Source organism: Azotosporobacter soli (assembly GCF_030542965.1).
Classification (GTDB): Bacteria; Bacillota; Negativicutes; order SG130; family SG130; genus Azotosporobacter; species Azotosporobacter soli.
On sequence record NZ_JAUAOA010000002.1, the window covers coordinates 33,328 to 55,948 of the forward strand.

General features: G+C 51.1%; 26 protein-coding genes. 3 read left to right on the plus strand and 23 right to left on the minus strand.

Annotation, left to right across the window (positions count from 1 at the left end):
- Window positions 1-83: 83 nt before the first annotated feature.
- The 5 genes from QTL79_RS02140 to QTL79_RS02160 all read right to left on the minus strand — a co-directional run bounded on the left by QTL79_RS02140 (window position 84) and on the right by QTL79_RS02160 (window position 6,012).
- Window positions 84-932 (minus strand): C40 family peptidase, encoded by an 849-nt coding sequence (locus QTL79_RS02140; protein ID WP_346353289.1) that lies wholly within the window; start codon window positions 930-932, stop codon window positions 84-86.
- A gap of 150 nt (window positions 933-1,082) precedes the next feature.
- Complete coding sequence (locus QTL79_RS02145) at window positions 1,083-1,718, minus strand: phosphatase PAP2 family protein (RefSeq protein WP_346353290.1); 636 nt, start codon at window positions 1,716-1,718, stop codon at window positions 1,083-1,085.
- A gap of 107 nt (window positions 1,719-1,825) precedes the next feature.
- Window positions 1,826-3,478, minus strand: coding sequence for a diguanylate cyclase (locus QTL79_RS02150; protein ID WP_346353291.1), 1,653 nt, complete (start codon window positions 3,476-3,478; stop codon window positions 1,826-1,828).
- 196 nt (window positions 3,479-3,674) lie between these two features.
- Entirely contained in the window at window positions 3,675-4,502 is an 828-nt protein-coding gene (locus QTL79_RS02155) for a TIGR03915 family putative DNA repair protein (protein ID WP_346353292.1), read from the minus strand.
- A 202-nt stretch (window positions 4,503-4,704) separates the two neighbouring features.
- Window positions 4,705-6,012, minus strand: coding sequence for a putative DNA modification/repair radical SAM protein (locus QTL79_RS02160; RefSeq protein WP_346353293.1), 1,308 nt, complete (start codon window positions 6,010-6,012; stop codon window positions 4,705-4,707).
- Between the two features lie 244 nt (window positions 6,013-6,256).
- Between QTL79_RS02160 and QTL79_RS02165 the strand changes: the two genes are divergently transcribed.
- Window positions 6,257-7,018 (plus strand): 4-hydroxy-tetrahydrodipicolinate reductase, encoded by a 762-nt coding sequence (locus QTL79_RS02165; RefSeq protein ID WP_346353294.1) that lies wholly within the window; start codon window positions 6,257-6,259, stop codon window positions 7,016-7,018.
- 65 nt (window positions 7,019-7,083) lie between these two features.
- On the opposite strand, the gene QTL79_RS02170 is transcribed toward QTL79_RS02165, so the two are convergent.
- Both QTL79_RS02170 and dmpI read right to left on the minus strand, forming a co-directional pair.
- Window positions 7,084-8,262, minus strand: coding sequence for a M48 family metallopeptidase (locus QTL79_RS02170; protein ID WP_346353295.1), 1,179 nt, complete (start codon window positions 8,260-8,262; stop codon window positions 7,084-7,086).
- 145 nt (window positions 8,263-8,407) lie between these two features.
- Window positions 8,408-8,668: a 4-oxalocrotonate tautomerase DmpI gene (dmpI, locus tag QTL79_RS02175; protein ID WP_346353296.1), complete on the minus strand. Its 261-nt coding sequence runs from the start codon at window positions 8,666-8,668 to the stop codon at window positions 8,408-8,410.
- A gap of 221 nt (window positions 8,669-8,889) precedes the next feature.
- Here dmpI and QTL79_RS02180 point away from each other — a divergent pair, with 221 nt between their 5' ends.
- Window positions 8,890-10,641: a histidine kinase N-terminal 7TM domain-containing protein gene (locus QTL79_RS02180; RefSeq protein ID WP_346353297.1), complete on the plus strand. Its 1,752-nt coding sequence runs from the start codon at window positions 8,890-8,892 to the stop codon at window positions 10,639-10,641.
- A gap of 117 nt (window positions 10,642-10,758) precedes the next feature.
- On the opposite strand, the gene udk is transcribed toward QTL79_RS02180, so the two are convergent.
- Window positions 10,759-11,418: a uridine kinase gene (udk, locus tag QTL79_RS02185; RefSeq protein WP_346353298.1), complete on the minus strand. Its 660-nt coding sequence runs from the start codon at window positions 11,416-11,418 to the stop codon at window positions 10,759-10,761.
- Window positions 11,419-11,603: 185 nt separating this feature from the next.
- On the opposite strand from udk, the gene QTL79_RS02190 reads away from it, so the two are divergent.
- Window positions 11,604-12,098, plus strand: a complete 495-nt coding sequence (locus tag QTL79_RS02190; protein WP_346353299.1) for a hypothetical protein — start codon at window positions 11,604-11,606, stop codon at window positions 12,096-12,098.
- 95 nt (window positions 12,099-12,193) lie between these two features.
- On the opposite strand, the gene QTL79_RS02195 is transcribed toward QTL79_RS02190, so the two are convergent.
- From QTL79_RS02195 to trsS, 15 genes are all read right to left on the minus strand, one after another.
- Entirely contained in the window at window positions 12,194-12,520 is a 327-nt protein-coding gene (locus tag QTL79_RS02195) for a hypothetical protein (protein WP_346353300.1), read from the minus strand.
- A 96-nt stretch (window positions 12,521-12,616) separates the two neighbouring features.
- Complete coding sequence (locus QTL79_RS02200) at window positions 12,617-13,117, minus strand: TlpA family protein disulfide reductase (protein WP_346353301.1); 501 nt, start codon at window positions 13,115-13,117, stop codon at window positions 12,617-12,619.
- A 13-nt stretch (window positions 13,118-13,130) separates the two neighbouring features.
- A complete protein-coding gene (locus QTL79_RS02205; protein WP_346353302.1) occupies window positions 13,131-13,832 on the minus strand; it encodes a cytochrome c biogenesis CcdA family protein in 702 nt (233 codons plus the stop codon).
- An 8-nt stretch (window positions 13,833-13,840) separates the two neighbouring features.
- A complete protein-coding gene (locus tag QTL79_RS02210) occupies window positions 13,841-14,377 on the minus strand; it encodes a TlpA family protein disulfide reductase (protein ID WP_346353303.1) in 537 nt (178 codons plus the stop codon).
- Window positions 14,367-14,969 carry a TetR/AcrR family transcriptional regulator gene (locus QTL79_RS02215; RefSeq protein ID WP_346353304.1) on the minus strand — a complete coding sequence of 201 codons (603 nt, stop codon included), beginning with the start codon at window positions 14,967-14,969 and terminating at the stop codon, window positions 14,367-14,369. The genes QTL79_RS02210 and QTL79_RS02215 overlap by 11 nt, the downstream gene beginning before the upstream one ends.
- A 93-nt stretch (window positions 14,970-15,062) precedes the next feature.
- Window positions 15,063-16,016: a permease gene (locus tag QTL79_RS02220; RefSeq protein WP_346353305.1), complete on the minus strand. Its 954-nt coding sequence runs from the start codon at window positions 16,014-16,016 to the stop codon at window positions 15,063-15,065.
- 33 nt (window positions 16,017-16,049) lie between these two features.
- On the minus strand, window positions 16,050-16,538 hold the full coding sequence (locus tag QTL79_RS02225) for an arsinothricin resistance N-acetyltransferase ArsN1 family A (RefSeq protein WP_346353306.1): 489 nt from the start codon (window positions 16,536-16,538) through the stop codon (window positions 16,050-16,052).
- Between the two features lie 27 nt (window positions 16,539-16,565).
- Window positions 16,566-17,030: a GNAT family N-acetyltransferase gene (locus QTL79_RS02230; protein WP_346353307.1), complete on the minus strand. Its 465-nt coding sequence runs from the start codon at window positions 17,028-17,030 to the stop codon at window positions 16,566-16,568.
- 2 nt (window positions 17,031-17,032) lie between these two features.
- Window positions 17,033-17,509, minus strand: coding sequence for a MarR family winged helix-turn-helix transcriptional regulator (locus QTL79_RS02235; protein ID WP_346353308.1), 477 nt, complete (start codon window positions 17,507-17,509; stop codon window positions 17,033-17,035).
- 172 nt (window positions 17,510-17,681) lie between these two features.
- Window positions 17,682-18,050 carry an arsenite efflux transporter metallochaperone ArsD gene (arsD, locus tag QTL79_RS02240; protein WP_346353309.1) on the minus strand — a complete coding sequence of 123 codons (369 nt, stop codon included), beginning with the start codon at window positions 18,048-18,050 and terminating at the stop codon, window positions 17,682-17,684.
- A 63-nt stretch (window positions 18,051-18,113) separates the two neighbouring features.
- A complete protein-coding gene (locus QTL79_RS02245) occupies window positions 18,114-18,455 on the minus strand; it encodes an ArsR/SmtB family transcription factor (RefSeq protein WP_346353310.1) in 342 nt (113 codons plus the stop codon).
- 142 nt (window positions 18,456-18,597) lie between these two features.
- Entirely contained in the window at window positions 18,598-19,149 is a 552-nt protein-coding gene (locus QTL79_RS02250; protein ID WP_346353311.1) for a DUF2703 domain-containing protein, read from the minus strand.
- 130 nt (window positions 19,150-19,279) lie between these two features.
- Entirely contained in the window at window positions 19,280-19,900 is a 621-nt protein-coding gene (locus tag QTL79_RS02255; RefSeq protein ID WP_346353312.1) for a histidine phosphatase family protein, read from the minus strand.
- Window positions 19,887-21,230 carry a DVU_1553 family AMP-dependent CoA ligase gene (locus QTL79_RS02260; RefSeq protein ID WP_346353313.1) on the minus strand — a complete coding sequence of 448 codons (1,344 nt, stop codon included), beginning with the start codon at window positions 21,228-21,230 and terminating at the stop codon, window positions 19,887-19,889. The genes QTL79_RS02255 and QTL79_RS02260 overlap by 14 nt, the downstream gene beginning before the upstream one ends.
- The gene (gene trsS, locus QTL79_RS02265; RefSeq protein ID WP_346353314.1) at window positions 21,227-22,615 is read right to left on the minus strand and encodes a radical SAM (seleno)protein TrsS; all 1,389 of its coding nucleotides are present in this window, start codon (window positions 22,613-22,615) and stop codon (window positions 21,227-21,229) included. Before trsS ends, QTL79_RS02260 begins: the two co-directional genes overlap by 4 nt.
- Window positions 22,616-22,621 lie beyond the last annotated feature (6 nt).

Here is a 22,621-nt window from a genome sequence, read left to right on the forward strand (position 1 = left end):
TCCTTTTGCCCGTCAGACGACAGGCCTCATTAAGAAACCTTCGCCGTGAAGCGCCTCAGCCCTGCCGTCAAATTTATTAAATTTTACTGAAAGCGACGCCCGCCAACGAAAAATTTCTTATTCCAATTGTCAAATGACGCAACCATTACTGCTCCTTTGGCTCCGGGGCCCGCGCCGCTGGTATTTTCCGCGTCAATATATTTACCGTTTCCTAAGTAAATGCCGACATGCTCCGGCTCACCGCCATGCCAGGCAAAAAAGACCAGGTCGCCCGGCTGCAAATCCTTAAACGCAATGGCTTCCTGTCGATGAAATTGCACATCCGCGGTTCGTTCAATCGATACGCCCAGTTGCCCCAGCACATAATAACTAAGACCGGAACAGTCAAAACCTTCATCCGGCGATGCACCACCCCAACGATAGGGTTTCCCCTTCATCTGCATAGCCAGCGCAGCAATCCGCTCGCCCATGCCGCGCGCGACCGGTTTTACCGAAGCCTTAAAAACCAGTTCAGCGCCTTCTGCAGCAACGGCAATCTTAGCAAACGTCACTACCCGTGCATCCGTGCCCTGCGGTGGTTCCTCATCCTGATAATAGCGAAACTTTTCCTTGATCACCGGCAGTGCAATGGTATCCGAACGGTCGCCGCCGTTCCACGAAGCGCTGTAAAGATAAGCATACGGCAAATTGACTGATTCCTTGAAGGAAAATTCCTTATGCTCACCGGCTGCTACATTATACCAACCGGCGCACACCCACTTGTCGACATTTTCATCATAATACAAAATCGAAAATGACCGATTGTGTTCGTTTTGATTTGTGACCGACATTTTAAAAGCCTCTGCCTGCGCGGGCAAAAACGCACACAGCATTGTCAACAATGCCGTGACCAAGATAGTAGCAGCAGTACGCGAAAAAAATATTTTCATCATGAGCCTCTCTTTCGCAAAAAAATTACCACTTCTACTATACACCAGCCTCACGTCGCTAATTATAAATAAAACTTAAACTTTTTAAAATAAGAGGACTGTCGCAAAATAGCGCTACCATGCTATTTTGCGACAGTCCTCTTATTTTTTCAGCTATTCGTTCGATGACTGCACCGTAGTCTTTTCAAATACCATGACGGCTGCGCTTACGATCGCGCCGCTAACGAAAAATCCGGCGAGTACGTCGCTTGGATAATGCATGTTCAGATAAATACGGCTCAGGCCAATCAGCAGCGTCGCGCATATACCCAGCGCCAGCGCCGCATTGCGTCCGGTGCGCGATTCGCAGTTGCGCCACGCCAGGTACGCCGCCGTCATGCAAAACGTAAAACCGAGCATCGAATGGCCGCTGGGAAAACTGTAGCTGCTAAGCGTCGCAATTGGCCGCGGTCTGGCGAACCAGTGTTTCAAAAACAGATTGCTCACGCCGGCGAGCAGGTTGACGCCGGCAAAAAGCAGCAAGCCCGGCGCCGCGCGTTTAAAACGTTCACGCGCTAAAAGCGCAAGTGCGGCCAGCGCCGTGCTGATTTCGAGCAGCAGTTTAGGTGCGGCGAGCGTAGAAATCCACTGCGCCAGACGTTCCAGAGCTGCGCTCTTATCGCCTTGCAGCCAGCCTGCGACGCTTTGATCGAATGGCGCGACCTGTCCGCTTTTCATCCATGCGGCGAGCGCTATAAATCCGGCGAGGCAAAACAGCACGCTTTGCCAATAGCCTTTTTTCTTCTTCATTTTCCGACCTCCCGGCCCTGCGCGTACTTGTCGCAACGGCCGTTCTTGATTGTAGCACAAGCTTTTGCTTCCGACAAGGCGTGAAACGCTTAGGAGCTTCTTCCTTTTTACGGCAGATAGGGAAAGAACTTCACATCTTCTTTTAACAAGTGTTCCAGCACCAGATCGTCAACCAAAAAGGAGAAGAAGGCCGAGGGGCGGATCTCCTCGCTGACATAACCGTCTTTAAGGCGCACCGCTTTCGCGAGCAGTTTATGGTGAAGTTTGCCATGCTCTTCCGCCTGCGGATAATTCACTTTTGCAAGAATCTTTTCTTCCGCCGAAAAATGATGACGCACATGTTCCAACAAGCGTTCCAGCGGCGGCAACAAGCTTTCCTTTGAAACATCCGGCCCGTTCGCATTCAATAGCACATTGGCCAACTCAAACATCTGTCGGTGCTGCGCATCAATCTCTTCCCATCCGGACTCCCAGCAACTGCGCCACTCCAGACTGATCGTAGCCAACGGCGCCAATTCCGGCTCGCTGCAGGAAGCGACGCAGTTGCGGCCGTTATTCTTCGCCCGATACAAGGCTGCATCCGTCCGCTGGTACCAATTTTTGAACGATTCGCCTTTCATTCGCTGCGCCACGCCGAAACTGGCCGTCACCTGCCCCGCATGAGGATGGATGCATTGGCCGAGCGCGCTGCGAATTTTCTCCGCCGCCTTAACCGCGCCCGCCAGCGGAGTCTGGGGCATGACCAGCGCAAATTCCTCGCCCCCGATGCGCGCCAAAAAATCGCTGGAACGGATGAAATAGCGCGCGGTTGCCGCCGCTTGCATCAATACATCGTCGCCAACCAGATGCCCCCAGGTGTCGTTTACTTTCTTAAAATGATCCAAATCGAAAAGGACCATGCTCAGCGCCTCATCATAACGATCGGCGCGCTCAAACTCTTCCTGCAAGCGTTCTTCTAAAAAATAACGGTTATGAAGCCCCGTCAGCTTATCGGTAACGGCCTGCTTCGTCAGTCGTTCATTGCTTTCCTGCAATTTCAAATTCAGGCACATGGTTTCGCTCACATCTCTGGCCGAAGCATAAATATATTGGCCAATTGCCTGCAGATGCCATTCGATATATTTGTATTCACCGCTTTTCGTACGGCAACGATTGATAAAACGTACACTTTTCTGTTGCGTTTTCATTTCCAGCAGCATATTTTCAGTCATTTCCCTGTCATCGGCATGAAGCAGGGAAAAAAGAGAACGTCCTTCCAATTTCTCGGATCGGTAGCCCAACACATCTTCAAATTCCTTGTTTTCTTTGACAAAGCAACCCGCCGTGTCGATTACGCACAGCATATCCAAATTCGCCTTAAGAAAGCCCTCCATTTCCTGCTCCTGAAGCACTTCCCTCGTGATATCCGTGCAAATGGAGGCAATGCAATCCTTATCTAAGACAAACAGGCTAATACGCAGCCACTTTTTCAACGCTCTGACATACATATTAAATGTGACGCTTTCTCCGCTTGTCGCAACCTCATTCAACATCACAAGATAGCGTTCCGTCTTTTCATCCTGAATCGGATAAAATTCGCTAAAGCGCATCCCTTCAATTTCGCTCCGCGAAGCCGCAAACAGTTCGGCAAATTTCGGATTCACCGCCAGCAAAGCGCAATCGCAAACGCTGCCGTTCTCGTCCCAAAGCAACTCTTGATAGGCAATCGCGTTCGGCGATTTCTCAAATAGCATGCGAAAAAATTCTTCTTTCATCTGCATGACGGTTTCCTCCTTTTCTTTTTTATACGCTCATGATATCTTATCGGTTAATTCCATATGGAAGCAGTGGTTTCCTGCCGCCCTCCTCTTTGCTAATCCCATTGTTAACAGAAAAAAGCCTGCTCCCTCATTTATCCTTTTACAGAGCAGACTTCCTTCGCTGATCATTTTGTCAAACTCATCTGGCGCAGCTTGGTTACGCTTGGCTTGGCGGCAATAAACGCTGCGCATTCATTTTTTTCCTCTCTCCTATTTCCCTTTGCGGCGCGCTATTCTCGGCGGCAAACTCCGTCATATATTTCCAATACCGTTTTGGCATCTGCGTCATGCGACAGCGCGGGTTGTGGCGCGCCTTGATTTCGATGCTGTCGTAGAAAAGCCGCCACAATTTGCGGTAAGCCAGTTCCGTCTCATCCGCTTGCGGCATTTCCCATTCGTCAACCGCGATGATCATCGGGCGGTAAGGCTGGTAGATGAGCGCCATGCCATGGCTCCTATCATGAATCAGAAAACGTTCTTCGGGAAAACGCTGACAAAAATGTTCGGCCAGGAGCGGCAGCACGATATTCTTCGCCTCGATTTGCGCCGTTAGTACATTGTCCGTGATCGAAAAGCGGATAAAGCCTTTCAACAGATGGCTCTCACGTTCCAAATGCCGCACCGCCTTCATCAGACGGCTCACCGTCTCATCGGTCAGCATCTGCAGCACCGCCGGGCCATGTTGATAACCGAGGCGCATGAAACGCAGCAGCTGAACTTCCTTTTGCGGCAGACAGGTCAGAAAAGCCTGGCGGATGAAGAAAAGCGCGTCCCGCCCCATCTTTTGCGGAATCGACGCCAGCACCCGCTGCGCTTTGTCAGACTCCGTCACAATCGTCCTATCGCGAAACAGCAGCCCCGCCGGCGCTGCATCAAGCAGGATATCCGCCGGAATTTCCTTCTTGTCATAGCTCTCAAACACACAGCACAGCAGCCCCTCAAAACTGCCATCATAGCGATACGTCACCTCTGATCGGACCTGCATGCTTTCTCTCCTCCTGAAAAATTTCCATTACACTTCGAATACTATGGCCTCGAATTTTATTGAAACACAAAGGTGCAAAATCAAATCAAACGAGAGGTTTTTACACGAAGATTTGAAGAAAGGAAGATTTTTTTCCTTCTTCCTTTCTTCCCAACGGGCCGATACAATCGGCCCGCTTCGCTTCTTCGTGTTATCGGTTCCTTTATCCCTCAAGTAACGTTATCGCCTGTGCAGCTGGCAGCTCGAACAGCGACAGCTGTTCTGCACCTGCGGCCAGACCGCCTTGCGCGCGATACAGCGCCAGCGTCTTTTGCGACAATAGCGAGCGCAGCACCGTTTGCTGACTGCATTTGATCAGACTCGCACTCCTGCCGCCGCAGAGAATGAAGTGCTGCGCCCGTTTCAGCACGACGCCGAGCTTTTTCAAATCCGCCTCCTGCAGCGTCGCCATGCGCCGCGCCGCGATGATCCGCTTGGCGCTCATCACGCCGATGCCGGGTACCCGAAGCAACGCTTCATACTCGGCGCGGTTGACGTCGACCGGAAAAAATTCACGGTGATTCAGCGCCCAGTTGCATTTCGGATCGACAAACGGATTGAAGCTTTGATGCTCTCCATCAAGCAGTTCGTTGGCCGCGAAACCGTAAAAGCGCAGCAGCCAATCCGCCTGATACAATCGATGTTCGCGCCAAAGCGGCGGCTGCGTATCAAGCGATGGCAGCAATGCATTTTCGGCGACCGGCAGATAAGCGGAAAAGAAGACCCGCTTGAGCTTATACTTTTGATAAAGACTTTCTGTCAGATTCAGAATCTGAAAATCCGTGTCCGGCGTCGCGCCAATGATCATTTGCGTGCTTTGTCCGGCCGGCACGAATTTGGGCGCGTGGCGATACTTGACGATGTCTCGCGTCGCCTCCTGGATGCGCTGCTTGATGTAGCCCATCGGCGCTAAAATCGACTGTTTCGACTTGTCCGGCGCCAAGAGCTGCAGGCTGCGCTGCGACGGCAGCTCGATATTGATGCTCATCCGGTCGGCCAGCATGCCGAGCCGCTCCGTCAACCGATGATCCGCTCCTGGTATCGCCTTGGCATGGATATAACCATGAAAGCGGTATTCCTCGCGCAGGATTCTGAGCGTCTCAATCATTTGCTCGCAGGTATAATCGGGATTTTTCAGCACGCCGGAACTTAAGAACAAGCCTTCGATATAATTGCGTCGGTAAAAGTTCATCGTGAGCTCCGCCAGTTCACGCGGCGTGAACGCAGTGCGCTGCGTTTCGTTGGAAGAGCGGTTGACGCAGTATTGACAGTCATAGATGCAGGCATTGCTCAGCAAGACCTTCAGCAGCGAAATGCAGCGCCCGTCAGCCGAGAAGCTGTGGCAAATTCCGCTCGCCGCCGCACTGCCAATGCCGCCCGCTCCCGCCCGCTTGTCAACTCCGCTCGATGTGCAGGCGACGTCATACTTCGCCGCATCCGTCAAAATCTTTAACTTGTCAAACACGTCCACACGATCAGCTCCTTTGCCAGCATTATAATACAGAACATATGTTCTGTTCAAGTTTTTTTCTTTTTTCTATTGCTCTGATCTTTAATATTTTTCCTACCGCGCCGCCGCTGATTTGACGCTTGCCGCGAAATGATATATACTGCAATAAATAGAAGATTTTTCCTCCAGCAAGGAGCCTGCTATCGCAGGCTCCTTTTTTGTCCCTGCAAACTAACCTGCATAGGTTGAAAGAGAAGGATATACTATGATACGCATCGGCATTTTGGGCTTTGGCAAGACAGGTAAGATCGTCGCCAACGAGTTTTTAAGCGATCCTCAGTTCCATTTGTCGTGGGTGATTCGCAACACGCACAACGCTTCGCACAAATATGCCAGCCGTTTATTGGGGCACGAATCGGACGCCGGTGAGATTTTTTCCAGCGCCGATATCGACGCCGCTTTTTTTATCGATCACCCGATCGATGCGCTCGTCGATTTTTCCGGCTCCGGCGGCCTTACCTTTTATCAGCGCGCCGCCGAAGCAGGCGTCCCGATCATTTCAGCCATTTCAAACTACACGCCGCACGAACAGGCGTTGCTCCACTCTTTTAGCGCGTTAACGCCGCTTCTCTATTCGCCCAACATCACGCTCGGCATCAATGTGTTGTTGGTCGCGGCGCAAATTCTGCAAAAGATTGCACCGCACGCAGACATTGAAATCGTCGAAGAACATTTCAAAGGCAAGAGCGAAGTATCCGGCACGGCGAAAAAGCTGGCACAGGTCCTGCAACTGGATGCAACGCAGCATGTAAATTCGATCCGGGTTGGCGGCGTAATCGGACGGCACGAAATTATTTTCGGCATGCCGAACCAAACGATTCGCCTCTCGCATGAGAGCATCAATCGCGCCGCGTTCGGTCAGGGCGCGATTTTCGCTGCTAAATTTCTTATCGGCCAGCCGCCCGGCCTGTACACGATGGAAACGATTATCGCCGGAATGTTTCGGCAAAACATTCCAGTCTATTAACGACAAAGCACCCTGGATACTCAAACGAGTCCCAGGGTGCTTTGCCAGTTGAAGCGAAAAACGCTTTATTTTATTTCATTGAGAATTTTAGCCAAATCGTCGGCGTTGCCGTCGCCCGCAGTCGCCTGCACAATGGAGGTCTCGCCGATCTTGACGACGCCGCTGTCATTGTACGCCTGTTCCGTCGCCGTCTTATTGTGATAGACGCTGGCCAGATGCCCGGCGATGAGGTAGCTGCGTTCCAGCGCGCTCATGCTGCCTGCGGCAGCCGGTTTCATAAACAGTTTGTTGTTGACTTTGACTTCGCCGCTCGCGGCGTTAACGCTCACTTTATTGTTGCTGTATTCGCTCAGCTTCTTCGCATAATTATCGCGCCGTTCTTTTTCGCCCGGATGCGTGGACGGATTCAAAAGATCATCCAGCACGCCTTTGCCTTTGCTGGTGCCCTTGTTGTCGATCACCTTCTGCCACACCGCAGCGGGAGCGCCCGGATTATAACCGGCATCCGTGATATAAGAGAATGCGATATTGTCCGCTTCCCATTCGTTCGGCTTCGTGATGCCGACCGCCTTGACGTTCTTGGCGATGACATCGACCGCCAGGCGACTGCCGCCGTTCATTTGCGAACCGGCGACCTTCTTTACGAAATCGACCGTCATCTTTTGCTGCGCGCCCTTGTACGGATGCTGCTTCTGTCCATGCACCATCTCATGCGCGACAACGACCGCGATCTGCTCTTCGTCATTGTCAAAGAAAGAGAACACGCCGGCATTTACTGAGACATTATGCCCCAGCGTACAATACGCATTAAATTCCGCCTGCGGATTGATAAAATAATTGTACGGCTTGTTTTTAATCGACGGTTCCGTTTGGGCAATCGTACCGCTCAGACGTTCCATGATGCGGCTTAATTCTTCATTCAGATAGGCATCATCGACCACGCCGTCCGATTTTTTTATTTCTTCAAACAGTTCATTTCTGCCGTCGTTCTCATAATAATCCAGTGAGTCCTTGACCTTCTTCTGTTCCACCGCCGTGTTAAGAACCGCGTCGCCAAAACTTCCCAAACTAAACGCTTCACTTTTGCTTGGTTGCACTAAGCCGCTCGCCAGCGACAGGCAAAGCGCCAACGCACTGACGCCGACTACTGTCTTACGAAAAATTTTTTCCCGTTCCATCTGAAAGAACACCCCATTCCATTTTTTAACGCCGCGCAAATACAGCAGCCAAGCAATGCTTTTCATCACTTGGCTGCGTTCACAGACACTTTATTATACCCTATTAACATAACACTATTAATAGGACGATTCTCTCATTTTTCACAAACAATTCCACGACGGCGCAAAAAAAGTCCCAACCAGACTCACATCCGTTTGGGACAGCCGCTTTTTAAAACTCATTCTCGTCGCGCCGCGTTTCCGGCAAATTTTCCGTCGCCGTAGTCGGCACCGCTTGCAAGCGCTCTTTTTTCACCCGGTCCAACGGCTTGCCGCCGACGCCGATATTCTCATCAGCCATTTCTTTGAGCACCACAATAAACGCATCCGGCGGAATTTTTGTGATCGTCGCAGCCGTCTTCGTCAATTCCTCGATCAATTCGGCTTTTTTCCCGGCTTTCAAAGGCCCGATCGTTAACTCGATGATAGGCACCACACATCCTCCTTTTCCGTGCAGTGCGGCAAAACGGTAAGGCATCGCCGCCTGATTCTTATACTATTCTGCAATTCGTTTCCGTTCCCTTCCTGCAGCGGAATCGTTGTTCTTTCGCTTTTCAATTTTAAAGAGAGCGCGCACCGTTTCCCGACAGGAAATAAAAAAACTTTCCAGAACGTATCTGATAATACGCGAAGCTGACTGGAGGATCTTTTTTCATGCCTATATCCTATCCGCACTTGCCAAGCATCGGAATTCATTTATTCGTCATCATAGCGCTGACCGCCTTGGTCGCCTATCTCTGGCACTATCGCCGCGTGCCCGGCGTAGCGACATTCATGCTCACCACAGTACTTCGCGTCCTCTGGCTGACCGGCGCAGTGATCATTTCGGAAAGTTCCAGTCCGTTCTGGCAGTCTTTCTGGAACAAGGTATCCTGGACCGCCGGCATCGCCCTCGTCCCTGCCTGGCTGGTGCTGGTTCTGCAAATTTCCGGCCAAGACGCCTGGCTCACCCGACGCCGGTTTGCGTCGCTTGTTGCGCTGCCGATTCTCTTTTCGCTGCTGGTCTTCAGCAACGAATGGCATGGCTGGCTGGACACGGGTACGCCTCTGCATTGGATGATACTTGGCTACAGCTATTTGCTGGTTCTATTCTGTTACTATTTCAATTTGCGCTGGATCAGGCAGTCCTCCGGTTTGCGTCGTTGGCAGGCGATCGCCGTCGCGCTTGCCCCGCTCTTCAGCGTTGCCGGTCAGGTTCTCAGCGTCAGTGCAAACTTAACCAACCAGTCGTCTGATTTTAAGTTACTCCTGCCAATTGGTTTTCTGTTGGCAAGCTTGATCTGGTTCTGGGCGCTCTTGTATCTGCGCGTCTTTACGCTTGTACCGGTTGCAAAAGACGCCGTAATCACTGCAATGAGCGACGGCTTCGTCGTGGTCGATTACCAGGGTTACATCTATGAATTGAATCCGGCTGCGGCAGCAACATTGTCGATAGCGTCAGGCGAAGCCGTCGGGCGTCCTGCAACCGAAATCTTCTCAGTTTGGCCGGCACTAAATGAGATCGCATTACAGCGTAACGTGACGGAGCAGGAAACGCTCTATGAGCGCGCCGACGGCGATCGCTACTACACACTGCAGAGCGCGCCGCTGAGCGATCCGGGCGGCCGTTTTCTCGGCACGGTGATTATCTGGCACGATACCACCGAACGCCACCTCGCGCACGCGCAGCTTAAGCTGATGGAAGAATCACGCCGCCGTCTGCTGGCCAATATTTCGCATGATTTGCGTACGCCGGTCAGTTCCGTTCTGGGGCATTCTGAACTGTTGTTAGAAGAGATCATCGATTCGCCCGAACAGCAACGAACCTACCTGAAACGCATCCATGCCAAGATGCTCGGCTTCAACCGCCTGATCCAGGATCTCTTTGAGCTGGCCCGGATCGAATCGCAATCCGATCGCTTTCGCATGGCACGCCTGCCGCTCGCGCCGCTGATTGAAAAAGTGTATGAAAAATACCTCTCCGATGTGCAAAACGCCGCAATCCGCTTCCACTGCGACATTTCCATTGCAGCCGACATTTTCGTATCGGTCGATGAAGATCGCCTCGATCAGGTCTTTGCGAACCTGATCGCCAATGCGACGCGCTACGTCAGCAAACAAGGCTCCATCGTCATTCGTTGCTCACTTACGGCTCTCAATCCGGAAGGCGAAGCATTCCCCGACGGCAAATCGATGGCACTGCTGTCGGTAAGCGATGACGGGCCGGGAATTCCGTCCGAACACATCGCCAATATTTTTGAACGTTTCTACCGGGGCAACGAATCGCAGAGCGCCGCTTCGGAACATAGCGGTCTCGGCTTGGCCATCTCCAAGGAAATCGTCATCGCACATGGCGGCAAAATCTGGGTCGATGAAGCCGCACAACAAGGCTGTACCATTTGTTTCTCTTTGCCCATCCTCGATTGAAAAACGAACACGCCCCAACAGCAGTTGAGGCGTGTTTTCATTTCCCACTCACAGACCATCGTCGCATGACGCTCGCGCAAAAAAAACGCGGCGATTACCTTGGTCTGCATGCTTTTGCTATGCGCGCGCCAGATTCGCCTCGCGCCGCAGTTTTTTCTTGCTGTTTACGATTTCATTCACCTTTACGGCCATGATATCGATGGCCACTTTATTGTAGCCGCCTTCGGGTATGATAATGTCAGCATAGCGTTTTGTCGGCTCGACAAATTGCAGATGCATCGGTCTTACCACATTCAAATATTGCTCGATGACCGAGTCGATCGTTCTGCCGCGCTCTTTTATATCGCGCTGCAGCCGTCTCACAATGCGGACGTCTGCGTCGGTGTCGACGAACAGCTTGATATCAAGCATGTTTCTGATTTCCGGTTCGACCAGTATCAAGATTCCCTCTAAAATGATGATGTCTTTTGACGACACGCTGACCGTTTCAGGTTTGCGATTATGTATTTCAAAATCGTAAATCGGCTTTTCGATCGACTTGCCGCTGATCAAAGCCTGTAAGTGACTTAGCAATAGATCCGTATCAAACGCATCCGGATGGTCGTAATTCGTCTTGATTCTTTCTTCAAACGACAGCGCGCTTTGATCCTTGTAATAACTGTCCTGTTCAATCTTGACGATGCTCTCTTTCGGCAGCGCATTATAAATTTCATTGGCCACCGTGCTCTTTCCGGATCCGGTTCCCCCCGCAATGCCAATTACAATCGGTTTATTCATCTGTGGTTGCTCCTCCGCGTCAACTTTCATCATTTTCTTTTAAGTATTATACCTTACGCAGCAAAAAATTTCCGCTACATTTCAAAAAACAGTGCTCTCTTTTTAAACGAAACAGGTTCCATTCGACAAAACACTCAATCTCCTGTACCATTAAAAGACCGAAAAACAATTTTAAAGGAGCCATCATGAAAAAAAGCATGCTGTTCATCTTTTTCCTCGTCGCATCCCTTGCCGCGTACGCCTATCACAGTACTTTAGCCTACGATCAGCGCAGCGCCGCAAACTTATCGGCCTACTGCAACATTGATTTTCGCAGCGTCCTCGAACCGCAAACAAATCAGATTACCGGCGCCACCTTATCGATCGTCGATTTCCGTTACGCCGCCCCGCCGCTGGAAAGCTTTTTCCGCATCACGGTCGACGGTCAATCCTATACGCTTACTGCCGTGTCGATTTCCGCGAGGCCGCCAAGCTATTCTCCCGACGGCTTAGCAAGCGGAAAATCGCTGCAGCACACCAATACTTTATTCGTCGCTTTCCCGCGCCCCGTTCTTGCGGCCATTGCGCAGGCTCAAACCGTAAGCGTTTCCTTTAAATACGCCGACAGCGCTTCGCCAATCGAACTGCCGCTAAGCGCCGTAGATTTGCAGTACTGGAAGAAACAACTGCCCGCTTTTTAAGCTTGGCCATACTCTCTCAGCACTTCGTATCACCGTTCATTTAAAAGAGCACTGCAGGGCCATCGCCTTGCAGTGCTCTTATTTGCTTGTCGAAATTATTTCTTTGTTTTTCCGCCGTTTAGGTTCTTCTGCAGCATCATCGCAGCCGCCTGCACTTCATTTTTCGTCTTACCGCCGATGACGATGCGATATTCCGGTTTCCACCACGATCCGCCGACTTTACCGAAGAGAATGTTGATCTTCGGATGCGCTTTCGTTGTTTTCTTAATGCCGCGCAAAATATAGCCCTTCAACAGAACAAATATCGTCAAGGACAATTCGCTGCGCATCGGATTTTGCACCCGGTATAGTTTATTGTCACCTTTAACCACAGGTTTGTCATTCAATTGCATTTGCATTTCTTGTTTATATTGATGTTGCACGTGTCTCTCTCCTAATTCGCATTTTATTTTGATTTTATCAGGTATTCTGCAAAAAACATATACCAAACGAAAAAAAAGTTGCCGTGCGCGTAATTTCTATAGTCCGCTCAGTACGTTTTCCAACTCAGCCATCGTCACCGTTCCCGTTTTGCGATAACGGATTACGCCCTGCGCGTCGACGACGAGCGTCGTAGGCACGGAACGTATCCTAAAATCACGGGCAATGTTGCCTTCCGCATCGAGCAATACCGGAAAATCATAGCCGTTATTGCTTAAAAATGCGCCGACGGCATCGCCGGATTCCTGAATATTAATCGCCTTGAATTCAACATTCGCCGAATACTGTTTGGCAAATTGATTCAGTTCAGGCAACTCTTCCCGGCAGGGCGGACACCAGGTAGCCCAGAAATTCAAGACATACGGTTTGCCTGGCATGCCGACTTGGACGCTCTGCCCGTTCAAATCACTGGCGTTAAATAGCGGTATACTCTTGCCGACCGTTACGCCCGTTTCCTCGGCGGCAGCTTTATCGATAAACGCAAAGCCAAGCAAAAACGTGAAAAGAAGCAAACCCGTCATCCAGCGTGATTTACACATACACATTTCTCCTTTATGCAAATAAGGACCAGATGATTCCGATCCCTTTCCCCAGCCAGTCCAGCCAAATCAACAAACCCAGCAGAATCAGCAGATAACCGGCTGCGCGTTGTATCTGCGGCAAATATTGATAGACAGCGCGCAGTCGAAACAAATAACGCCGCAAGACAACGACCAAGAGAAAAAACGGGATGGAAAAGCCCAGCGCATAAACGAAAAGCAGCGCCGCGCCAATGCCGACCGTAGCCGAACCGCTCGCATAAACGAGAATCGCCGCAAGAATCGGCCCTGTGCAGGGCGTCCAGCCGACCGTAAACGAAACGCCCAAAAGGAATGCGCCGAACGGTCCCTGAAACGCCCGGGACAGCAGCGGCCGGTACTCCCGCTCCAGCAGGCCAATGCGAATAACGCCCGACAACGTCAGCCCCATTACGATGATGACTAACGCGCCTATCTTTTGAATTTCCAACTGATACTCAAAAAACCATTCGCCGAGCAGCGATGCGGTAGCTCCCATCAAAATAAATACGACCGTAAAGCCGGCCAAAAAGCACAGTGCATTGACGTATATCTTCCAGGAACGTTCATCCTCTCCGTCAACCGAACCGGCCAGCACCGCAGAAAAAGTCGGCAGCATCGGCAATACGCACGGTGAAACAAAGGAGAGCAGCCCTGCCAAAAAAACGCCGATCAGACTGATATTTCCCAACTCCATTTTTCCACCTACCATCCTTTGATAACTGATTCCAATTCAGCCAGCGTAACCTCGCCGCTTTTACGATAGCGGATGATGCCTTTGCCATCAATCACGAGGGTAGTCGGAATCGCCGTAATCTTATAACGTTGGGCAACCGTACCATCCTTATCCAAAAGCACTGGCAACGCATAGCCGCCCTGACGCAGAAAGTCGTCCACTTTCTTTTCGGATTCCTGCAAATTAATCGCCTGAAATTCAACCTTGCCCTGATATTTATGCGCAAACGCAACCAGTTCCGGAAATTCTTCACGGCAGGGCGGACACCAACTGGCCCAAAAATTCAAGACATAGACCTTGCCGACTTCACCGATCGGCGTCTTTTTGCCTTCCAGACTATCCAGCGTAAACGAAGGAGCGACTTTGCCGACGGTCACGCCCGTTTCGCTCGTCGTTTGTTGCTTTTCAGGCATCTTTTCCGCGGTCTTATTCGTGCCGAACAAACTGTATCCGCCAATGAGCAATGCAATAATGAGTACAATGCCCCAAACATATTTACGCAACATCCTCTCTCCCTTCATCCGCAATATTGACCATTTTTTTTATCACGTCGGCAATATCAGCCAGCGTTTGAACGTCCTGCCTGTTTTTCATCAGCATAATACCGCCTTCGAGCATCGCCACAATGGACTGCGCTAATTTTCCGCTCTCCATCGGAAGCGGCAGTTCTTCCTCTTCTCTGATTTCATCCAGAATTATTTTCAAGTGACTGATCCATACTTCAAACATCCGATTTAATTTTTGCCGAAACAGTTCATCATGTTCACTGAGCTCGAGCGCCAAATTGCCGAAAAAACAGCCGCATTTACCGCCGTCCGCCTTTTGATTGCAAAGCGCGCCTTCCAGCATCTTTCTGATTTTGTCCTTAGCCGTCATTTCCGCAGTAAAAATGCCGCACACTACACGCTGGTTCCATTTTTCAAAACAATAGTCGACAATCGCCAGCCCCAACTCCTGTTTGGAAGAGAAATAATGATAAAACTGCCCTTTGCCGATTTGCGCCGCCTGCAAAATACCCTGCAGCGAAGTGCTTGCATATCCTTTTGAATGCAGACTTTCCACTGCACTTTCAATAATCTCCTGTCGTCGCTCCGCCACGCCATCATCTCCGCTATTTTCTATACCAACCAGTCGGTACAGAAACAGTATATGGCATCTTCTTTTGCGAGTCAAATGACGCTTCCAATTTTACTAATACGCAAGCATATTAAACAGATAGCCCGTCACGATAATGGATACGGTCAGAATTCCTGCGAACAGCATGATCAATTGCGTCTTCATGACTTTGCGCAAGATGATCATTTCGGGAAAACTGATCGCCGAGACCGCCATCATAAACGCCAGCACCGTACCGACCGGAAGCCCTTTTTCCATCAACGCATAGATGATCGGCACCATCCCTGACGCACTGTTGTATAGCGGAATCCCGATGCCGACGACAAGCGGCACTGCCAACACATTCTCTCTTCCGGCATAGGCGACTAAAAAATCTTCCGGCACATAGCCATGAATAAAACCGCCGATACTGAGCGCGACCAGGATATACGGCGTGATCTGACGCAATAAGCTAAGCGTAAACTGCAACGCTTCTTTGCACCTTTGATAAAACGTCAGCGTAAGCCTTTCCACCTGCTTCTTGCAACTCGTTAGCTGGACATCTTCTTCCAACAAACGTTCCATTCCCAGTTTGCCGATAAGGATGCCGCACAGGACGGCGATGATAAAGCCGCTTGTCACATACATCAGGGCGACTTTCCAGCCAAATAGGCTCCACAGCATGATCACTGCGACGTCATTGACCATGGGCGATGCGACCAGGAACGAAAACGTTACCCCAAGCGGAACGCCCGCCTCTATCAAACCGATAAAGAGAGGCACCGCCGAGCAGGAGCAAAACGGCGTGGCTACGCCAATCAGTCCGGCTGTAATATGGCCTGTCAACGTTCGCTGTCTGCCCAGCAGTTCTTTTACCTTGAGCGGTGAAATGTACGAGCGGAGAACTGAAATGATAAAGATCGCACAACTAAGCCAAACCAGTATTTTCGGCGTATCGTAAATAAAAAACTGCAGCGCAGCCGCCAAATGATCCTCTTTTGCCATGCCCAGCCAACCGTACACAACCAGGTTTGCAAATTCTTCAAACACAATGATCGCCTCTTTTCCTTACACGTTTCATTTTCACAAAAGTTTTTCCATCAGCAATACATCCTGCCACTCGCCGTCCAGCTTCCCCTGGCGCTGGTATACGCCCACCTCCCTGAACTGCATCGCTCGATACAGACTCTGGCCGGCTTCGTTGCGCTTCAGCGCGCTCAGCACGACCTTGTGGAATTCCAGTTCGCAGGCTAAACGCAGTATCGCTTCCAATAACAGTTTCCCCAGCCCGACGCCTCGACGCTCGCGCTGAATGTAAATCGACAGATCCGCCACACCGGCATAACAGTCGCGCGCACTGAACGGATTCAACGAAGCCCAGCCCACGACAGCGCCCTCTTGTTCCGCTACCAAGACGCGATAGCGCGCGCCGCGCGCGGCAAGCCATTCCTTCATATCCGCTTCGCTGCGCAGCCTTGTTTCCATTGTGGCTTGCCGATCTTCGATTCCCTGGTTATAAATTTCCGCAATTTTTGCCACATCGCCGCTTTCGGCGTCTCTCACCTTTATCATGCCTCATACCTCCTTACTTGACGTTTTTTATTCCTTTTCTTCCTCAAGCAAGCTGCGATATAGACAATCGCTGCAGGCCGAGCATGCATTTTCCATCCCGGCGTCTTGCAATAGCATCGGCGGCAAAGACGCTCGATCCGTCAGGCTAAATCCCTTGCGCAGAAAATAATCTTTCGCAGTACCGGTAAGCAGATAGATTTCCTCTATCTTTGCCTGCCTCGCATTAAAAAGAGCCTCTTCTAGCAGCGCTTTTGCAATGCCGTTATTTCGGTACGCTTTCGCCACCGCCAGCGAACGCAATAGCCCTCGTTTTCCATTTCGCCCTAAGCCAATCACCCCAACCGCTTCCCCTTTCTTCACGGCAAGCCAGAACTGTTGTGAACCACCTTGCAGACCGCAACTCGGCAAGTCATTCGCGTTCAATAATTGAACAATCCGTTCCGTATCAGCAGTCGTTGCCGGACGGATTTGAAAATCGCTTTCCGTTTTCATTTTTATCTCACCTCGCGTTTATTCTTTGTCTCCCGATTGCGAATCGTCGAAACGGCATTGCCGAGAAGTTCAATGCTTTCTACGATCTGCATTCTTTTTTCCTGCGGCAGAGCAGCCAGCACTTCCATAAAATGATCGCCCATTTTTGTTTCTACGCTTTGAAACACGGCCCGTCCCGCTTCCGTAAGGATCAATGAACTATAGCGACGATCCGCGCTATTTTCCTGCCGGTCGATCAGTCCTTCCTGCACCAGTTTGTCCACTAGGCGACTGACCGTACTCTTATCGAGATTTAAGACAAGCGCCAGTTGCATCAGCGACATTTCGCCACTGCGGCCAATTTCGATAATCGCATGACACTGTCCCAAACTCAGTTCGCAGCAACCTGCCTCACTTTTTTCTAAAACCCCCAGTCCTCTTACCAATTGCCGTGTTCCCTCACGCAAGCGTCGGGCTCCCATTTGCTCTTCATTTTCCATCGCTGCAATTTGCCTCCTTTTTTTCTTGTCTATAGAATACCTCGATTAGTTGTATATTGCAACTATTAGTTTTTGCATCTATATTTCTTTTTTTCTTCCTGCAAAAAAAAATAAGATGGCCTGCGTCTGTTTGACGCATCCATCTTATTCCGTGCGATTGCCGTTCCTGTCCTTAGCAGCAGCCGCTCGGGCAGCAGCAACCGCCGCTTTCTTTTTTAGCCGGAGCAATCTCTTCGATTGCCACGCCGGCCCATTGAGCAAATTCCGCATCACTAGGATATGTTTTCGTCTTCACGACCTGTCCGTCCACAACGGTGATCGGCAGTACATCGACTTCCTCTTTCATCAAATATTCATTAACCATTTTATTATCGACAAACGCCTGCGGTTCACTGGACAGACCATAGCGAACCACCTGAACGCCTTTAGTGGTCAGTGCATTTATCACCGTCGTCACCCGCAACAGTTCCGTATCAATGCTCGGACCGCACAAACCTGTAGCGCAACACATCGCCGGATCATAAATTTCAATCTTGCTCATTTCATTCTCTCCTTATCTTCACTTTCTTTACATGGCAACAGCCCATTAAACCACACATTTCGTCTACGGTAACGGCTGGCATACGCCATTTGTCTCGCGATATTGACGGAGTTTTGCAATTTCCGCTTGATAGCGAGGATTATTCGCCAAGTCTACCTCGACTAATGTTTTAAGAAAAGGCTGCGCCGCCAACAGCTCCTGGTTAATTTCGTAATATACCCATTGCGCGCGCTTATCGCTGATAATAATTTCTGCTTCACGCAGTTTTGCAAGATGCCGCGATACATTCGACTGGCTGTTTTGCAACACGGCTTCAATTTCGCAAACGCACAAACTTTCCACACGCAAAAGATTAACGATGCTTAACCGCGTTTCATCGCTCAAGGCTTTCATTATTTTTGTCAAATTCAATCCACCAACACCTGCCTCTGACGCAATTCATTTTGGGGGCGTATTCTTATATTTGATTTCAATCATATACAGATTTGAAGCATTTGTCAAATTTCTTTCGCATGCTTACCTTTATTGGCGAAATACTAAGACGCCTTCAAGTGTTCTCTTTATCTTTCTTTGCCGCAAAAAACTTTTTTAAATTCAAAGGCAGATCTTGAAATAACGTTTCCCCTTCAATGTGTTTATCGCCGTAGACCGCACGTAAAATCCCATCGACAAGCATCTGCTTCGGCGGTACTGCGTATTCTTCACCGCGCCAAACCCAAACCCGGCAATCGATCTCCTCGCCGCAAATCGAGCCGCACGCTGCGCATTGACTTTCCCGAACATCCATTTGAAGATCCTGTCCGTTAAGTCGGATGGTTGGCGAACTTAGCAGGCAAAGATCGCGAGCCTGCTCTTCCGTCGACACCAGCGTTTTTTTTATTTCAAGAGCAAAGCCGCTCATTCGCAAGACCGGCGCTACTGCCGCAATGGCGGCTGTCAAGATTTCTTCCGTCTTCATGCAACGTTCACAAGTAGTAAGATCGATGTAGAAAAACTCCAACAACAACTGCCTGTTTTTTTCTGCACTTCGCGTATCCTCGTCGCAACAGGATTTCATTTGATTAAGAGAACTGCATCCGCAACCGTTCTTCTTATCCATATCTATCCTCCTACACTTCTAATTGCACAAAGGATATTGACGTCATCGACACTTTGAATGAAATTACTTCGCCGCTAAGAGATCAATTCCTCTCTTCGCTAAAATCATTTGCTGGTCATGCATTAAACCTTCAACCAACACCTTTACCATTCAGCAACATCACGCGATAATTCCCATTCTCGCCCGCCAGAATATTGACGCAGGCATAGTCCTGACCGAGACGGAACATATTTTCGAGCGGCATGCCGAGGAGCTGCGTGAGCAGCAGGCGGTTGACGCCCGCATGGCCGACAATCAGGATATCCCCCTGCGTCATCGCCGTTATTTCTTTGAAGGCCGCACTGACCCGCGCGCCGCACTCCGCGAAACTTTCCGCGCCCGGAATCCGGTAGTCCGCGATCCGGCTTCCCCGTTTCGCGTATTCGTCCGGATACGTTTGCGCAACTTCTTTGAACGTTTTCCCTTCCCATTCGCCCATGCCGATCTCTTTTAAATCGGGACGGATGAAGATATTCCCGGTCAGTTTGCGGCAAATAATTTTCGCTGTGGCAATCGAACGGATCAGATCGCTGCAAAACATAGCGGAAATGGTTTTGCCGCGAAAAGCAGCCTCCAACAAGCAGGCTTCGTGCACCCCATCCGCCGAAAGAGGCAGATCAAGCTGTCCGATATAGCGCCGCTCGCAATCCGGTTTTTCAATGCTGCCGTGGCGCAGCAGATAGATACGCCGTTCTTCTTTATTCAAACGCACCACACGCACGCTCCTTTGCAACAGCAATCGACCTTTTGCCAAAGGCAATCGACCACTGACGGATAATTTCCACCGCAAGAGACAGGTTCCCCTCCTGCTCCGTCGAACGAATCGGATCGAGTTGCCGGAGCGAACGCAGCACTATACGCTCATCAAACGAAACAGCGTCCGGTCTAATGGTCACAACCAGTTTCAACAGCATCATGCCCTTATCCGTCAGCTGTGCGCTGAAATCGACCACTTCCGGCAAGGCAAACAACGCTTCATCCAGATCGGCCATTGTAATTTCATGCGTATTCGTCAAAGAAGCGATTCCATCGATTCTGCTTCTGACCCGCTCCAAACGGCGCAACTTACTGCCGCACGGGCAGGGTTCAATAATAAAGCGCGACAAGTCGCCGGTTCGGTAACGTATTAGCGGCATCCCCTGCCTTGTCAGCGTCGTAAAGACCAGCTCACCATATTCGCCATCCGGTACGGGTCGCAGCGAAAAAGGATCGATGATTTCAAAATACAGATCGGCTTCGCGCAGATGGTAGCCGCTTTGTGCCGCACATTCGATGCCGCCGCCCAAGCCCATTTCCGTCATGCCGTAATGGGCGTAGACCTCACAATGCCAAATCCGCTTCAACTCCTGCGCAACGATCTGCGGCACATGATCGGTACTCAGGAGAATCTGCTGCGGTCGCCAGCCGTTGCCGCCCTGCTGTTCCCAGCAGCGGGCCATCGCCAGCACCTGCACCGGAACGCCGACCAGACACGTCGCCTCTTCCCGGCGCATGACTTCGACGGCCTGCAGCGGCTGCGCAACGAGACCATAAAGGACGGACAGAACGCCGCTGCGTTCCAGAGCCTTTGCCAGCAAGTCGCCAACGCTGCCCGGCCGTTCGCCCGGCAGCAGGATCAATACTTTATCGCCCGCCTTGGTCAAGGTCGACATGCCGCAACGAAAAAAATCAATCGTCAGTTCCTGATCGGCGCGGCTGAAATAGAGCCGCTTCGGATCGCCGGTCGTCCCTGACGTATGCAGGGTAACGACCCGATTAATCTCACTTTGCGAGACGCAGAGCATTTGCGCCGCATAGCGCCTGACGTCATCCGCCGTTGTAAACGGATAGGCCGCCATGTCGTCCAATCGATAGATCGCTTTCAAACCGGCCTGCGCCAAATGCTGCCGGTAAAACGGACTGTAGCGCAGGACGCGGTCAAGCGTCACGTTCAGCATTTCCAGCTGATAAGCTGCGATGGCTTCGCGCGACAATCCGTCTGCCAAGCCGATTTTTTCCTCAATCCAATGTTCCAACGGTGTAAGAATTGCTTTTTCCATCATCCGTTCCTCCTGTGCAAAGCGCGGCCATGCCGGTCGGTAAGGTTGTATGCGCAAAAAGGAACCAAGCGCCCGTCGGGGGCGACGACGTGAATAAAACATTGCTGCAACCGCTCCAGATCGAGCGTCCAGGCATCCTGAAAAGCCATGCCGGATACGGCCAGTTTATACGTGTTCAGTCGCGCCAGGAATTCATCAAGGCTGTCCAGATTTCCGGCAGCGAGTCTCGTCTGTTCTTTTTCGCAAGCCGCTTTGGCAGGCTGCGCAGCGGACCACTGGCGGGCGACAAATTGCCGCGAACGTTTCGCCGTTTCAAGCGGAGCTTTCGCGCTGCAGCAAGCGCCGCCTTCCTGGAGCAGAGGCTTTAATTCCCCGTCCGGCAGCAACATGAAATCTCCATGAAACGAGCAATGCGCATGTTCGCCGCCGGGCGGTCTGAAATGCGCGGCTTGCATCCGTCCCGCCGTCTGTTTTTCAATTTCACGCAGCAGCTGCGGGATCGTTATCCGATCCTTCTCTTGCGGTTCTTTCGGATAACGTCCGAAATAACTGATCGGTTGAAAATGTACGCCGCGCACGACCGGCATATTTTCGACCGCGAAATGCAAGATCGCGCCAATCTGCGCGTCATTGACACCGGGCTTCAGCGTCACGACCAATACGACGCCGAGTTCATGGCGAGCGCAGGCTTCGATCACTTGTTTTTTTCTTTCCAGCAGTGCCTGGCCGCGCAGCTTCGCATACACCTGATCATCCAATCCGTCAAACTGCAAGAAGACGCAGTTCAGCCCGGCCGCTTTCAATCTTGCGACATACGAAGCGTCGCTTGCCAGGCGAAGGCCGTTCGTATTGACTTGAAAGAAGGTAAAGCCCAGCTCTTTGCCCAACGAAATAATTTCCGGCAGATCATCGCGCAGCGTTGGCTCACCGCCTGATAACTGGATGTTATAAGGCCCGCCGCTCTGCATGAGCATGCGGTACCAACCTTCAATCACGTCAAGCTTCGGATCCTCGTTGCTATCGGCTGAAGCCGAGGCAAAGCAGACCGGACAGCGCAGATTGCAGCATTTTGTCACTTCCAGGAGTACGCAGCAGGTTTGCTGGCGATGTTTCGGACACAAACCGCAGTCAAAGGGGCAACCCGCCTCCGTTCCTGGCGCAGAAGCGCTCGGCGACGTCGGCGGTTGCAAATTGATCCATTCCTGATAATCCGGCTGTCCATGCCAGATGCAGACTTCCGCTTCGCCGTGTTCCGGACAACATTTTTTCAAAATTACGCGTTCGCCTCTTCGCACGCGCTGCGCCGGAATTCGTTGCAGACATTCCGGGCATACGCTTTGCGTCGCGGACAGCCATGTCTCTTGCGTTTTTAATTCGTTGTCATTCATGCGCAG

Bases quoted from the DNA above. Each gene is read 5' to 3' on its own strand.
- QTL79_RS02250 (WP_346353311.1), bottom strand. From the start codon at position 19,149: ATGGATAAGAAGAACGGTTGCGGATGCAGTTCTCTTAATCAAATGAAA.
- QTL79_RS02145 (WP_346353290.1), bottom strand. From the start codon at position 1,718: ATGAAGAAGAAAAAAGGCTATTGGCAAAGCGTGCTGTTTTGCCTCGCC.
- QTL79_RS02140 (WP_346353289.1), bottom strand. From the start codon at position 932: ATGATGAAAATATTTTTTTCGCGTACTGCTGCTACTATCTTGGTCACG.
- QTL79_RS02225 (WP_346353306.1), bottom strand. From the start codon at position 16,538: ATGATAAAGGTGAGAGACGCCGAAAGCGGCGATGTGGCAAAAATTGCG.
- arsD (WP_346353309.1), bottom strand. From the start codon at position 18,050: ATGAGCAAGATTGAAATTTATGATCCGGCGATGTGTTGCGCTACAGGT.
- QTL79_RS02165 (WP_346353294.1), top strand. From the start codon at position 6,257: ATGATACGCATCGGCATTTTGGGCTTTGGCAAGACAGGTAAGATCGTC.
- trsS (WP_346353314.1), bottom strand. From the start codon at position 22,615: ATGAATGACAACGAATTAAAAACGCAAGAGACATGGCTGTCCGCGACG.
- QTL79_RS02155 (WP_346353292.1), bottom strand. From the start codon at position 4,502: ATGCAGGTCCGATCAGAGGTGACGTATCGCTATGATGGCAGTTTTGAG.
- QTL79_RS02260 (WP_346353313.1), bottom strand. From the start codon at position 21,230: ATGATGGAAAAAGCAATTCTTACACCGTTGGAACATTGGATTGAGGAA.
- QTL79_RS02210 (WP_346353303.1), bottom strand. From the start codon at position 14,377: ATGTTGCGTAAATATGTTTGGGGCATTGTACTCATTATTGCATTGCTC.
- QTL79_RS02235 (WP_346353308.1), bottom strand. From the start codon at position 17,509: ATGGAAAATGAAGAGCAAATGGGAGCCCGACGCTTGCGTGAGGGAACA.
- QTL79_RS02190 (WP_346353299.1), top strand. From the start codon at position 11,604: ATGAAAAAAAGCATGCTGTTCATCTTTTTCCTCGTCGCATCCCTTGCC.
- udk (WP_346353298.1), bottom strand. From the start codon at position 11,418: ATGAATAAACCGATTGTAATTGGCATTGCGGGGGGAACCGGATCCGGA.
- QTL79_RS02170 (WP_346353295.1), bottom strand. From the start codon at position 8,262: ATGAAAAGCATTGCTTGGCTGCTGTATTTGCGCGGCGTTAAAAAATGG.
- QTL79_RS02180 (WP_346353297.1), top strand. From the start codon at position 8,890: ATGCCTATATCCTATCCGCACTTGCCAAGCATCGGAATTCATTTATTC.
- QTL79_RS02205 (WP_346353302.1), bottom strand. From the start codon at position 13,832: ATGGAGTTGGGAAATATCAGTCTGATCGGCGTTTTTTTGGCAGGGCTG.
- QTL79_RS02200 (WP_346353301.1), bottom strand. From the start codon at position 13,117: ATGTGTAAATCACGCTGGATGACGGGTTTGCTTCTTTTCACGTTTTTG.
- QTL79_RS02150 (WP_346353291.1), bottom strand. From the start codon at position 3,478: ATGCAGATGAAAGAAGAATTTTTTCGCATGCTATTTGAGAAATCGCCG.
- QTL79_RS02230 (WP_346353307.1), bottom strand. From the start codon at position 17,030: ATGAAAACGGAAAGCGATTTTCAAATCCGTCCGGCAACGACTGCTGAT.